This is a genomic window from Pseudomonas sp. B21-059 (assembly GCF_026016285.1).
Taxonomy (GTDB): domain Bacteria; phylum Pseudomonadota; class Gammaproteobacteria; order Pseudomonadales; family Pseudomonadaceae; genus Aquipseudomonas; species Aquipseudomonas danubii.
This window is the reverse complement of record NZ_CP087201.1, coordinates 6,720,550-6,733,806: the sequence shown is the minus strand read 5'-3', so window position 1 is coordinate 6,733,806 and position 13,257 is coordinate 6,720,550. Positions and strand designations below refer to the sequence as shown.

General features: G+C 63.2%; 12 protein-coding genes. 6 read left to right on the top strand and 6 right to left on the bottom strand.

The window, feature by feature from the left end:
- Positions 1-73: 73 nt before the first annotated feature.
- The 4 genes from dksA (at position 74) to LOY69_RS30075 (ending at position 3,555) form a co-directional block, all read left to right on the top strand.
- Positions 74-478 carry an RNA polymerase-binding protein DksA gene (dksA, locus tag LOY69_RS30090; RefSeq protein ID WP_102862381.1) on the top strand — a complete coding sequence of 135 codons (405 nt, stop codon included), beginning with the start codon at positions 74-76 and terminating at the stop codon, positions 476-478.
- 30 nt (positions 479-508) lie between these two features.
- A complete protein-coding gene (zigA, locus tag LOY69_RS30085) occupies positions 509-1,717 on the top strand; it encodes a zinc metallochaperone GTPase ZigA (protein ID WP_102862380.1) in 1,209 nt (402 codons plus the stop codon).
- Entirely contained in the window at positions 1,717-2,424 is a 708-nt protein-coding gene (locus LOY69_RS30080; protein ID WP_102881364.1) for a DUF1826 domain-containing protein, read from the top strand. The genes zigA and LOY69_RS30080 overlap by 1 nt, the downstream gene beginning before the upstream one ends.
- A 168-nt stretch (positions 2,425-2,592) precedes the next feature.
- Positions 2,593-3,555 (top strand): CobW family GTP-binding protein, encoded by a 963-nt coding sequence (locus tag LOY69_RS30075; protein WP_170001399.1) that lies wholly within the window; start codon positions 2,593-2,595, stop codon positions 3,553-3,555.
- Positions 3,556-3,576: 21 nt separating this feature from the next.
- Here LOY69_RS30075 and LOY69_RS30070 read toward each other — a convergent pair whose 3' ends face one another.
- Complete coding sequence (locus tag LOY69_RS30070; RefSeq protein ID WP_102862377.1) at positions 3,577-3,969, bottom strand: DUF3301 domain-containing protein; 393 nt, start codon at positions 3,967-3,969, stop codon at positions 3,577-3,579.
- Positions 3,970-4,086: 117 nt separating this feature from the next.
- Between LOY69_RS30070 and pdxY the strand changes: the two genes are divergently transcribed.
- A complete protein-coding gene (pdxY, locus tag LOY69_RS30065) occupies positions 4,087-4,959 on the top strand; it encodes a pyridoxal kinase PdxY (protein WP_102862376.1) in 873 nt (290 codons plus the stop codon).
- Positions 4,960-4,980: 21 nt separating this feature from the next.
- On the opposite strand, the gene LOY69_RS30060 is transcribed toward pdxY, so the two are convergent.
- Together LOY69_RS30060 and LOY69_RS30055 are read right to left on the bottom strand one after the other, a co-directional pair.
- On the bottom strand, positions 4,981-6,375 hold the full coding sequence (locus LOY69_RS30060; protein WP_265073955.1) for an APC family permease: 1,395 nt from the start codon (positions 6,373-6,375) through the stop codon (positions 4,981-4,983).
- Positions 6,376-6,636: 261 nt separating this feature from the next.
- The gene (locus tag LOY69_RS30055) at positions 6,637-7,122 is read right to left on the bottom strand and encodes an acyl-CoA thioesterase (protein WP_102862374.1); all 486 of its coding nucleotides are present in this window, start codon (positions 7,120-7,122) and stop codon (positions 6,637-6,639) included.
- A 287-nt stretch (positions 7,123-7,409) separates the two neighbouring features.
- Between LOY69_RS30055 and LOY69_RS30050 the strand changes: the two genes are divergently transcribed.
- On the top strand, positions 7,410-9,173 hold the full coding sequence (locus tag LOY69_RS30050; RefSeq protein WP_102862373.1) for a cation:proton antiporter: 1,764 nt from the start codon (positions 7,410-7,412) through the stop codon (positions 9,171-9,173).
- 51 nt (positions 9,174-9,224) lie between these two features.
- Here LOY69_RS30050 and LOY69_RS30045 read toward each other — a convergent pair whose 3' ends face one another.
- The 3 genes from LOY69_RS30045 to uvrD all read right to left on the bottom strand — a co-directional run bounded on the left by LOY69_RS30045 (position 9,225) and on the right by uvrD (position 13,150).
- On the bottom strand, positions 9,225-9,632 hold the full coding sequence (locus tag LOY69_RS30045) for an SMI1/KNR4 family protein (protein ID WP_102862372.1): 408 nt from the start codon (positions 9,630-9,632) through the stop codon (positions 9,225-9,227).
- 136 nt (positions 9,633-9,768) lie between these two features.
- On the bottom strand, positions 9,769-10,644 hold the full coding sequence (locus LOY69_RS30040) for a Tim44 domain-containing protein (RefSeq protein ID WP_102881360.1): 876 nt from the start codon (positions 10,642-10,644) through the stop codon (positions 9,769-9,771).
- Positions 10,645-10,966: 322 nt separating this feature from the next.
- Positions 10,967-13,150, bottom strand: a complete 2,184-nt coding sequence (gene uvrD / locus LOY69_RS30035) for a DNA helicase II (RefSeq protein WP_110594177.1) — start codon at positions 13,148-13,150, stop codon at positions 10,967-10,969.
- Positions 13,151-13,257: the final 107 nt, after the last annotated feature.

Genomic DNA, 13,257 nt, shown 5'->3' with positions numbered 1-13,257 from the left:
CGGCAAGGGAGTATTGGCTAATCTGCATTGTTATAATATAACATAAAATAAAGCCTGACCCGTGACCCCCGCCATGACTGAACAAGAGCTCCTCGCCGAACCCTCGGCGCATTACATGAACGACGCCCAGCAGGGCTTCTTCCGCGATCTGCTGCTGGCCCAGCGCAGCGAATTACAGGAGCGCATTGCCGCTGAGTTCGACCAACTGCGCGAGCAGGAACCCCACAGCGACCCCGCCGACATCGGCAGCGCCGAAGAGCAGCGGCAATGGCAACTGCGCCTGCTGGAGCGGGAAAAGAAGCTCCTGGACAAGATCGACGAGGCCCTGGAGCGCCTGGCCCGCGGCGAGTACGGCTGGTGCCGCGACACCGGCGAGCCCATCGGCCTGCAGCGCCTGCTGCTGCGGCCCACCGCCACCTTGTGTATCGAGGCCAAAGAACGCCAAGAGCTGCGCGAACGCCACCAACGGGCGCTTTGACCCAGCCGCGAACCTGATGAGGAACCCCCCATGACCGAGCGTCTTCCCGTTACCGTGCTGTCCGGCTTTCTTGGCGCGGGCAAAAGCACCCTGCTCAATCACGTCCTGCGTAATCGCGACAACCTGCGGGTAGCGGTGATCGTCAACGACATGAGCGAAATCAACATCGACGGCAGCGAGGTGCAGCGCGATGTCAGCCTCAACCGCGCCGAAGAGAAGCTGGTGGAGATGAGCAACGGCTGCATCTGCTGCACCCTGCGCGAAGACCTGCTGGAGGAAGTGGGCAAGCTGGCCCGCGACGGGCGCTTCGACTACCTGCTGATCGAGTCCACCGGGATCTCCGAGCCGCTGCCCGTGGCGGAAACCTTCACCTTTCGCGATGAGGCCGGGCAGAGCCTGGCGGACATCGCCCGCCTCGACACCATGGTGACTGTGGTCGACGGCATGAACTTCCTGCTGGATTACCAGGCGGCGGAGAGCCTCGCCAGTCGCGGTGAAACCCTGGGCGAGGAAGACGAGCGTTCGATCACCGACCTGCTGATCGAGCAGGTGGAGTTTGCCGACGTGATCCTGGTCAGCAAGATCGACCTGATCAGCAGCGCCGAGCGCCAGGAGCTGATGGCGATCCTGGCGCGGCTCAACGCCCAGGCAGAGATCATCCCCATGGTCATGGGCCAGGTGCCCTTGGCCAAGATCCTCAATACCGGGCGCTTCGACTTTGAACGCGCGGCCCAGGCGCCGGGCTGGCTGCAGGAGTTGCGCGGCGAGCACGTGCCGGAAACCCAGGAGTACGGAATCGCTTCAACCGCCTATCGGGCGCGGCGTCCCTTTCATCCGCAGCGCTTCTTCAACTTCATCAACCGGCCCTGGGTCAACGGCAAGCTGCTACGCTCCAAAGGCTTCTTCTGGCTGGCCAGCAAGTACCAGGAGGCGGGCAGCTGGTCCCAGGCCGGTGGCTTGATGCGCCACGGTTTTGCCGGGCGCTGGTGGCGCTTCGTGCCCAAGCAGCAATGGCCCCAGGACGAGGAAAGCATGGCGGCGATCCTGCACAACTGGACCCCGGCCACGGGCGACTGTCGCCAGGAGCTGGTGTTCATCGGCCAGAACATCGACTTCACCCGGCTCTGTGCCGAGCTCGACCTGTGCCTGCTGGATGACGATGAAATGGCCCTGGGTGTCGAGGGCTGGAGCCTGATGACCGACCCTTTCGGTGCCTGGCATGAAGAGGAGGCGGCCTGATGCTGACCCTGAGTTCCCCGGTGACTCCACTGAGCATTCCATTGGCGGCCAGGAGCTTGCTGCTGCCTTGTGCGGTGCCGCTGGTTTCCCGGCGCGCGGCCATTGGCCCGACCCCGGCGGTCCTGGCCGAGGTGCTGGACGACGAGGTCAACCTCGGCCTCTGGCAGCGCCAGTTGCCGGCGCACATCGAGGACTTCGGCCAGTTGCTGTTGTCCCTCAACGAGCCCTTGGCCGAGTCCCTGTCCCTGGAACTGCCGGATGAGGATTGCCCACCGAACCTGCGGGGCCTGGCCTCGCGCTTCAGCGACTTGCACGGTTATGACGGCTTTATCGCCGACGTTTCCTGGCTGGTCAGCGCCTTTGCCTGCCTGTTGGGCGCCAAGCGCGTGGGCTTGCGCTTGCGGGTGCTGGACAAGGCCATGTGCCCGCGCTTTCACGTCGACCATGTGCCCGTGCGCCTGATCACCACCTATGCCGGGATTGGCAGCCAGTGGTTGCGCGAAGGGGCGATGGACCGTCGGCAACTGGGACAGGCCAGCGCTGAACCCCGAGACCCGGCGCTGATCCAGCAGATCGGCAGCGGTGAGGTGGCGCTGTTCAAGGGCGAGAAGTGGCACGGTAACGAAGGTTTCGGCCTGATCCACCGCTCGCCGCAACCGGCGCCGGGGGAGCGCCGGCTGATCCTTACCCTTGATTGGCTGGGCTGAGTCAGGCGTGTAGCCGCTGCCGAGCCTGTGAGGCTGCGCCAAGGTCCGCAGGACCTTCAGTGCGCTCAAGAACGGCGTCTGCTGCGGCGTCGTTCTTGAGCGCGCGGATTTTCGCCCTGCACGGGAAGGGCGTAGCATCACCTCACAGGCTTTCCGGACCCCCTTCCCATGCTGCAGAACATTCCTACCCATGTGATCGCCGGCCCCCTGGGGGCCGGCAAGACCAGCCTGATCCGTCATCTGCTGAGCCAGCGCCCGGCCCATGAGCGCTGGGCGGTGCTGATCAATGAGTTCGGCCAGATCGGCCTGGACGCGGCCTTGCTGACTCGGGATGACGATGGCATCGCCCTCGGCGAAGTGGCCGGCGGCTGCCTGTGCTGCGTCAACGGCGCACCGTTTCAGGTGGGCTTGGGGCGCCTGCTGCGCAAGGCCAAGCCGGATCGTCTGTTCATCGAGCCGTCCGGCCTCGGTCACCCGGCGCAATTGCTCAAGCAACTGAGCGTCGCGCCCTGGCAAGGGGTGCTGGCGTTGCAGCCCTGTGTGCTGGTGCTCGACGCCCAGGCCCTGGCGGCCGGCAAGCCGCTGCCCCAGGCCCAGCAGGACGCCCTGTCCAGCGCCGGCCTGTTGGTGTTGAACAAGGACGAACTGCTCAGCGACAGCGATCGGCTGCGGGTGCTGGAGCAGTTGCCGGACCTGCCCTTGTTCTGGACGCGCCACGCCGCCTTGCCCCTGGCCGAGCTACCGGGCCTGGAGGCCAGCGCCGGGGCGGCGCTGGAGCACCTGGATGTTCCCCAGGGCCTGGCACAGTTACCGGCGGTGTGGAGCGATCCGGCGTTGCCGATCTGCCTCAGTCAGTCTCAAGAGGAGGGCTGGAGCATCGGCTGGCGCTGGCACCCGAGCCAGCAGTTCGACCTGACCCGGGTCGATCACTGGCTGCAGAACCTCGACTGGCGTCGGGCCAAACTGGTGATCCACAGCGATGAGGGCTGGCGCTCGGGCAATGGCTTGGATAATTCACCGCTGAACTGGCTGCCCAGCGAATGGCGACGGGATTCGCGCCTGGAGTTGATTTTCAGTGCCCCTCAGGACATGGCCGCCCTGCAAGCCAGCCTCAGCGCTTGCCGCCTGTAGGCGCAGGCTTGCCTGCGCATCTCACGGCTTGAACTTGCGATGCTCTTCGCGCCACTGGCTCAGCTCGATCACCTCGGCGCTGGGCAACGGCTCTTTCACTTCGAATGGATAGGGTGCCAGCTCGATGTGCGCGCTGTGGGCTCCGAACTGAGTGATGGTTCCGGCGTGGCGGGTTTCGCCAGTCACGGTGAATTCGAAGTTGTAGATTCGCGCCAGGCGCCGACGACCGTTGGCGTCCTTGACCAAACCGATGCGCTTGAGTGCGACGTTGCCGTCCAGCAGCTCGATGTCGAGCCGTGCACAGTGCTGCTTGACCCGCGCCAGCGCCCGCTCCCGCAGGCCGTGGTTGTGCCATAGCCAGGCGGCGCCGGTCGCCAGCAGCATCAGCACAAAAATGTTTCCAAGGGTCAGCATGAAGGTTTGCTCCAACGAAGTGGCGTCAGCTTAACTGCGTCTCCGGTCTGTCGTACAGGCTGCGTTTAGTCGCATACTGCGCGGCTTGAATTCCACCGGTTTTATGGAAAATCCTGCATGAAACGTACGCCCCACCTGCTTGCGATCCAGTCCCATGTGGTTTTCGGCCACGCCGGTAACAGTGCTGCGGTGTTTCCCATGCAGCGGGTCGGGGTGAATGTCTGGCCCCTGAATACCGTACAGTTCTCCAACCACACTCAGTATGGTCACTGGGCCGGAGAAGTGTTGGCGCCCCAGCAGATTCCCGAGCTGGTGGAAGGTATCGCCGCCATCGGCGAGTTGGGCAACTGCGATGCGATTCTCTCCGGTTACCTGGGCAGCGCGGCCCAGGGCCGGGCGATTCTCAGTGGCGTGGCGCGGATCAAGGCGACCAACCCCAAGGCCTTGTACTTGTGCGACCCGGTGATGGGTCATCCGGAGAAGGGCTGCAGCGTGCCGGCGGAGGTCAGCGACTTCCTGCTGGATGAAGCGGTGGCCATGGCGGATTTTCTCTGCCCCAACCAGCTGGAACTGGACAGCTTCTGCGGACGCAAGCCGCAATCGTTGTTCGATTGCCTGGGCATGGCCCGCTCGCTGCTGGAGAAGGGCCCCAAGGCGGTGCTGGTCAAGCACCTGGACTACCCCGGCAAGTTGGCGGAAGGCTTCGAGATGCTGCTGGTGACCGCCGAGGGCAGCTGGCACCTGCGGCGCCCGCTGCTGGCGTTTCCGCGCCAGCCGGTGGGAGTGGGCGACCTGACGTCGGGTCTGTTCCTGGCCCGGGTGCTGTTGGGTGACAGCCTGGTGGCGGCGTTCGAATTCACCGCCGCGGCGGTGCATGAAGTGCTGCTGGAAACCCAGGCCTGCGCCAGCTACGAGCTGGAGCTGGTGCGGGCCCAGGATCGCATTGCCCATCCGCGAGTACGGTTCGAGGCCACGCCGATCGGCTTCTGATGGCGACCGGCGGGCGCTGAGTCAGGCCTGTTCGGAGAATTGCACCGTCGGCGCCGGCTGACGGAAGCCCCGGGTGTGGACGCCCAGGTACGCCAGGCCCAAGGCGAACCAGGCCAGGCCAATCCCCAGGGTCAGGGCCGAGAGGCTGGTCCACAGCCAGACGATCAGGCCGAAGCCGATCAACGGCAGCAGGCCGTACTGCAGCAGTCGCGCCCCCGTGCGCGGCTGCCCCTGCCCCAGGTGACTCTTGATCACCGCCAGGTTGACCACCGAGAACGCCACCAGCGCGCCGAAGCTGATCATCGACGCCAGGGTGGTGAGGTCGATGACCACTGCCAGCAAGGACACCAGCGACACTAGGACAATGGCGATCACCGGGGTCTTGTAGCGCTCGGACAGGGTGCCGAACACTCGCCGTGGCAAGATGCCGTCGCGGCCCATGCTGAACAGGATGCGCGACACCGAGGCCTGTGACGCCAGGGCCGAACCGGCGGCGCCAGCGACATAGGTGGCGGTGAAGAACATCTCCAGGAAACGTCCGCCGGCGTGCAGCATCACCTCGCTGGCTGCCGAATCGGCGTCCTTGAAGCTGCTGCCGGGGAAGGCCAGCTGGCTGGTCATGGCCAGCAGGATGAACAGCAGGCCTGCGCCCAGGGTGGTGATGACAATGGCCCGGGGGATGTCCCGGCGCGGGTCGCGGGTTTCCTCGGCCAGGGTCGACACCGCGTCAAAGCCGAGGAACGACAGGCACAGCACCGCCGCTCCGGCCATCAACGGCAATAGTCCGCTCTGGCTGCCGTCGCCGATCCAGGGCGCGCTCAGGTCCAGGCTCTCGGCCCCGGCCAACTGGCGAATCACCAGGGCCACGAACACCACCACGAACACCATCTGCGCGCAGACGATCAGGTTGCTCATGCTCGATACCGAACCGATGCCGCGAATGTTCAGCAGCGTCACCAGGCTGATGGTCGCCACCACGAAGACCCAGGCCGGCACGGCGGGAAAGGCCAGGTTGAGAAACAGGCCGATCACCAGGTAGTTGATCATCGGTAGAAACAGGTAATCCAGCAGCAGCGACCAGCCGGCAAGAAAGCCGATGCCCGGTCCGAAACTGAGGCTGGCGTAGGAATAGGCCGAGCCGGCAATCGGGTACTTCCTGACCATGACGCTGTAGGACAGGGCGGTGAAGATCATGGCCAGCAGGGTGATCACGTAGGCGGCGGCGGTACGCCCGCCGGTGATCTGGGTGACCACGCCGTAGGTGGTGAAGACGGTCAGCGGGACCATGTACACCAGGCCGAAGAACACCAGGGCCGGCAGCCCGAGGATGCGGCGCAGGGAGGTGCCCTGGGCACTGTGGGTGAAATCGCTGGGGACGAGGGCGGGATTGTCGGAGAGAGTATTGGCGCTGGGCATTGTTATTGTTCTCACGCGTTCGTGGGTTCGAAGGCTCCCCAAACGGGGAGTGCGCTTGTGCCTTGCCCAACGATTCTGGCAGCGGTGCCCCTGGGGCATAACTCTCTATGTGGTCAAAAAGGGATGGATGTGGCCATTCGGGATGACCGCAGAAGACTGCCTGGAGCAGCGGAAGGAGAGGGGGCGAGTGCGCAAGGCTTTGCAGGGGCGTGGCGAGGGGACCGTCCGTGGTCCTGCTGAATCAGCGTATCTGTCTGAGGATCAAGGGCCGTCGGCCTTGATTTCCTGGTAGCGCTTTTCCAGCTCCTGGCGGATCTGCCGACGCTGCTGGGCCTGGATATAGCGGCGTTTGCCGTCGGCGGTCTCGGGCTGCAGCGGTGGCACCTGGGCCGGTTTGCGTTGGTCGTCCACCGCCACCATGGTGAAGAAGCAGCTGTTGGTGTGGCGCACCGAGCGCTCGCGGATGTTCTCGGTCACCACCTTGATGCCCACCTCCATGGAGGTGTTGCCGGTGTAGTTGACCGAGGCCAGGAAGGTCACCAGTTCGCCGACATGCACCGGCTCGCGGAAGATCACCTGGTCCACCGACAAGGTCACTACGTAGCGGCCGGCATAACGGCTGGCGCAGGCATAGGCGACTTCGTCGAGGTACTTGAGCAGGGTGCCGCCGTGGACATTGCCAGAGAAATTGGCCATGTCAGGGGTCATCAATACCGTCATCGACAGCTGGGCGTTTCCGGGTTCCATAGCACACTCACGGTTCAAGGCAGGGGTTGCTGGAGCACCTCTGCGGGTGCTGGTTTCAAGGATTTTCAAACCATCGATAACGGGACGCCGGGCCGCGTCGTGCCGTCACGCTCCGGTGGATCTGTTTCCTAATATTGCATCGCCTTTCTGCCAGAAGTCCCGGTGTTAACCTGCGAAACACCCGTTTCAGGGCTTTTTCCTCTAATTTTTTGGATATTTCTTTGTACTGATCAGATTTTTCTTTTTAGGCGATCTGCGCCGCCCAGCGTTCAAGGAGAACCCCGTCCATGCATGCCATCAGCTTCATTCAGGACCTGGCCGTGATCATGCTGGTCGCAGGTGTAGTGACCATTCTCTTTCATCGATTCAAGCAACCGGTGGTGCTGGGCTACATCGTCGCTGGCTTCATCATCGGTCCCCACACACCGCCGTTCGGCCTGATCCACGACGAACAGACCATCAAGACCCTGGCCGAGCTTGGGGTGATTTTCCTGATGTTCTGCCTGGGGCTGGAATTCAGTCTGCGCAAGCTGTTCAAGGTGGGCGCCACGGCGTTTATCGCGGCGTTTCTGGAAATCGTCCTGATGATCTGGATCGGCTACGAGATCGGTCGCTGGTTCGATTGGAGCACCATGGATTCGCTGTTCCTCGGGGCGATCCTGGCCATTTCCTCCACCACCATCATCGTCAAGGCGCTCAACGACCTGAAGATGAAGAACGAGCGCTTCGCCCAGCTGATCTTCGGTGTGTTGATCGTCGAAGACATTCTCGGCATCGGCATCATCGCCTTGCTGTCGAGTATTGCGGTCAGTGGCACCGTGAGTTCCGGCGATGTGTTTTCCACCGTCGGCAAGCTTTCGCTGTTCATGATCGTGGCGCTGGTGATCGGCATTCTGCTGGTGCCGCGCCTCTTGGCCTACGTGGCCAGGTTCGACAGCAACGAGATGCTGCTGATCACGGTGCTGGGGCTGTGTTTCGGCTTCTGCCTGCTGGTGGTCAAGCTGGAGTACAGCATGGTCCTGGGCGCCTTCCTGATCGGCGCGATCATGGCCGAGTCCCGTCAGTTGCTGAAGATCGAACGGCTGATCGAGCCGGTTCGTGACCTGTTCAGTGCCATCTTCTTTGTCGCCATCGGTCTGATGATCGACCCGCAGATCCTTCTGCAATACGCCTGGCCCATCGCCGTGATCAGCGTGGCAGTGGTGCTGGGCAAGATGCTGTCCTGCGGCATGGGCGCCTTTATCGCTGGTAACGATGGACGGACCTCGTTGCGAGTCGGGATGGGCCTGTCACAGATTGGCGAATTTTCGTTCATCATCGCCGCCCTGGGCATGACCCTGCAGGTCACCAGCGATTTTCTCTATCCGGTCGCGGTTGCCGTGTCGGCGATCACCACCTTGCTCACGCCTTATCTGATTCGTGCGGCCGATCCTTTGTCGCACAAGCTGGCTGGAGTCCTGCCTCAACGCCTGAGCCGGGTGCTGGGCATGTATGGGGAGTGGTTGCGCAGTATCCAGCCTCAGGGTGAGGGCGCATTGCTGGCGTCGATGATCCGCAAGATCCTGCTGCAAGTGGGGGTGAATCTGGCGCTGGTGGTGGCGATCTTCTTTTCCGGTGGCTATTTCGCCAAGCGCATCGGCACTTATCTGGAGGAATGGGTCAGTGATCCTAGCTGGCAGAAGGCGCTGATCTGGGGCGCAGCGTTGCTGCTGTCCCTGCCATTCCTGATTGCCGCCTACCGCAAGCTCAAGGCGCTGTCGATGCTGCTGGCGGAGATGGGGGTCAAGGCGGAAATGGCCGGGCGTCATACCCAGCGAGTGCGTCGGGTGATCGCCGAGGTGATTCCGATCCTGTCGCTACTGGTGATCTTTCTGCTGTTGGCGGCGCTGTCGTCGAGCATCCTGCCGACCCTGGAGTTGCTGGTACTGATTGCCGTGGTGGCGGCGGTGGTGGCCGCGGTGTTGTGGCGCTGGTTCATCCGCGTGCACACGCGGATGCAGGTGGCGCTGATCGAAACCCTCGATCACAGCAAGGACAACGGCGGGCATTGACCTTGCCGCTCGCCAGCAGGGCGCTGGCGAGCCGGTTGCAACGGCGGGGGCTCAGCTTTCCAGCCAGACGTCCCGCGCCCAGTGCCACACCGATTCCCAGGACTCTTCGGTGATCAGCTCTTCTTCGCCGGACCACAGCACCACGGTGCCGTCTTCTTCGACGCAGTAGTAGTCGTCGCCGTCCTGGCAGATCGGGATCAGCTCACGAGGCACGCCCAGGTCCCAGGCGGTCGCGGCCACTTCCGGCAGGTAGGTGTGGGATTGCGGGTCGGTGACGGTGACCGGTTCCAGGCTGCCGTAAACCACGTCGCTGACCGTCAACAGGAACTCTTTGAAGACGAACGGGATATTGATGAACAGCTGTTCTTCAATTTCCACCAGTTGGTCTTCGTCCGGCAGTTCCAGGGGGACGGGTACCGGTTCGTTGGCTTCTCGGAGTTGTTCGATGACTTCTTCCACGGCCTGGGTCCTCTTTGCTCTATGGCGCGGTTGTTTGACGGCGGTTTATACAGTAGCTCGCTATAAGTGCAATCGTGAAATGCAAAACCCCGACCTGAGTCGGGGTTTTGCCTTACAGCTGTGACAGCAGAATGAATCAGCCGTTCTGGCGGATACCTGCCACCAGCCATGGCTGGTTGTCGCCCTGGGCGCGTTCCATGTTCCAGCTTTCGCTGAACACTTCGCCCTGGTCGAAGCGCGAGGTCTTCGATACACCGCTGAAGGTCAGGGTGGCGATGGTCTTGTCGGCACGGTCATCCACACCTTCAAGTTGCACTTGCAGGTTGTCGATGTAGGTGGACTGGAAGCTGTCGCCCAGATCGGCACGTTCCTGTTTCAGGAACTGCAGCATCTGCGGGGTGACGAACTCGGCAATCTTGTCCATTTCGTTGGCGTCCCAGTGTTGCTGCAGGGACTGGAAGTGATTGCGCGCCGCTTCAATGAAGCGCTCTTCGTTGAACCAGGCCGGAGCGTTGATCACCGGACGCGCGGCAGGTGCTGCCGAGCCACCGAAGATCGAACCGCCAGCCGGTTGCTGAGGCTCGAAAGCTTCACGCTGCATCGGTGCGTGACCCGCTGGAGCGAACTGCTCCTGCTGCTTGCGACGGCGAGCGGCGATAAAGCGGAAGATCACAAAGGCGATGACCGCCATGATCAGGATGTCGAAGATCTGCATGCCCTGGAAGCCGTCACCCATGAACATGGAGGCCAGCAGGCCACCGGCTGCGATGCCGGCCAGAGGGCCGAGCCAGCGCGAAGCACCACCGGCCTTGGCCGCGGCACCTGCAGCTCCGGCTGCGCCAGCGGTGGCTGCAGCGGCAGGAGCGCCCGGAGTGGTTGGCGCCGCCTGGCGAGTTTGGTGGGTCGGGGCAGCGCCGGCGCTTTTGCCGCCACCGAAGCGCTTGGCGTTGGCGTCGAGGCTCATCGTCAGGCCGATGCACAGCGCCATGGCGATGCTAAGAAAACGTTTCATAAAGGGGGTTCCCATTTGTGGATGGCACGCGCGCCATATTGCACAGGTCAAGTGTCAGTGGCGAGCGGCATAATGTTTCGGGCTTTTGCCTGAAAGGCTTGATTCAGCCCTGTCCGCAATCATGCTCGCCGATAGGTTTTTTGTCTGTAAGGACGTGGTTTAGGTTCAATCCCCAAGCCGAACAGCGACGCATTGCCAGCAGTACCACGCCAGCCCTGATCAGCGCGATTTCTGCGCTGACCTGTAGCAGCCGGCTTGCTGGCGAAGAAGTTCTTCACCAGCAAGATTCGCTGGCAAGCCAGCGCCTGCGGATCGTCTGCGGTTAGATGGCTTCCAGCTTGGCGTAGCCGAGCATCAGCCATTTGCTGCCTTCACTGAAGTTGACCTGGACCCGGGCCTGGGCGCCGGCACCTTCGAAGTTGAGGATCACTCCGTCGCCGAAGACCGAGTGGCGCACGGCCTGACCCAGGCTCAGGCCGGTGTCCGGAATCTCGCTGCCACCGAACAGGCTGCTGGTGCTTTGCGACTGGCCGCCACCGAAAGGCCGGCTGACGCTGTTGGACAGGCGCACTTCCTGGATCAGTCCCTTGGGCACTTCGCGTACGAAGCGCGACACCTTGTTGTAGGTTTCGCTGCCGTATAGACGACGGGTCTCTGCATAGGTCATCACCAGGTTCTGCATGGCCCGGGTAATGCCCACGTAGGCCAGGCGGCGTTCTTCCTCAAGGCGGCCGGGTTCCTCCAGGCTCATCTTGTGGGGGAACAGGCCTTCTTCCATGCCCACCAGGAACACGTAGGGGAACTCCAGGCCCTTGGCGCTGTGCAGGGTCATCAGTTGCACGCTGTCTTCGTGCTCGTCGGCCTGGGTATCACCGGCTTCCAGGGACGCGTGGCCGAGGAAGGCCGCCAGGGGCGTCAGGTCCTCGTCTTCTTCGCTGTTCTCGAAGTTGCGCGCGGCGCTCACCAGTTCCTCAAGGTTTTCCACCCGGGCCTGGCCTTTCTCGCCTTTTTCCGCTTCGTGGTAGGCGATCAGCCCCGACTGCTCGATCACCGTCTGGGTCATCAGGTGCAGGGGCATTTCCTGGGTCTTGGCCGCCAGGTTCTCGATCAGCTCGATGAAGGCGCCGAGAGCGCCGGCCGCACGACCGGTGAGGCCTTTATTGGCCACCAGTTGGCGCATGGCTTCCCACATCGACACATCGCTGTGGCGTGCGTGTTCGCGGATGGCTTCGACGGTCTTTTCGCCGATGCCCCGGGCTGGAACGTTGATCACCCGTTCCAGGGCTGCGTCGTTGCCCCGGCCTTCCAGCAAGCGCAGGTAAGCCATGGCGTTCTTGATCTCGGCCCGTTCGAAGAAGCGCTGACCACCATAGATGCGGTACGGAATGCGCTCGCGCAGCAGGGCTTCTTCCAGCACCCGGGACTGGGCGTTGGAGCGGTAGAGAATGGCGATGTCGCTGCGGGCCAGGCCGGTTTTCAGCGCGCTCTCGATGGTTTCCACGACATAGCGGGCTTCATCGTGCTCGTTGAAGGCGGCGTACAGGTTGATGGCTTCGCCGTCGCCGCCATCGGTCCACAGCTCCTTGCCCAGGCGCCCGGTGTTGTTGGCAATCAGGGCGTTGGCGGCCTTGAGGATGCCGGCGGTGGAGCGGTAGTTCTGCTCCAGGCGGATCACTTCGGTGTCCGGGAAATCGGCGGAATACTGATGGATGTTCTCGATTTTCGCCCCGCGCCAGCCGTAGATCGACTGGTCGTCGTCGCCCACCACCATCAGGCTGTCGCCACCCTGGGCCAGCAGTCGCAGCCAGGCGTACTGCACGGCGTTGGTGTCCTGGAACTCGTCCACCAGCACATGGCGGAAGCGCTTCTGATAGTGCGCCAGCAGGCCCGGGTGGTCGCGCCACAGGTCCAGGGCGCGCAGCAGCAGTTCGGAGAAGTCGATGACTCCGGCGCGCTGGCAGGCGGCCTCGTAGGCCTCATAGATGCCGCGCATGGTGGCCAGGAAAAGATCGCCGCTGGCCTGGATGTGTTGCGGGCGCAGGCCTTCGTCTTTCTGTCCGTTGATGAACCACTGGGCCTGACGGGCCGGCCAGCGCTGCTCATCCAGGCCCAGCTCGCGGATCACCCGCTTGACTAGGCGTTGCTGGTCGTCGCTGTCGAGAATCTGGAAGGTCTGGCTCAGGCCGGCTTCCTGCCAGTGGGCTCGCAGCAGGCGGTGTGCCAGGCCGTGGAAGGTGCCGACCCACATGCCCGCCGGGTTGATACCCAGCAATTGTTCGATGCGGTGGCGCATCTCGGCGGCGGCCTTGTTGGTGAAGGTCACCGACAGGATCGAGTGGGGCGAGGCGTTCTCGACCTGGATCAACCAGGCGATACGGTGCACCAGCACTCGGGTTTTGCCGGAGCCAGCACCGGCCAGGACCAACTGACGACCCACGGAGGCAGCTACGGCCTGGCGTTGGGCATCGTTGAGGGAGTTCAACAGGAGGGAGAGATCATCGCGCATCGGGGCATTCTAGGGGGCCGCGTCACCCCGGGCAAACCCGGCATTGCATTAGCCGATAAAACAACGGCCGGGGACGACCGGTTGGTCACAGGCCGCAGCCATTGGTG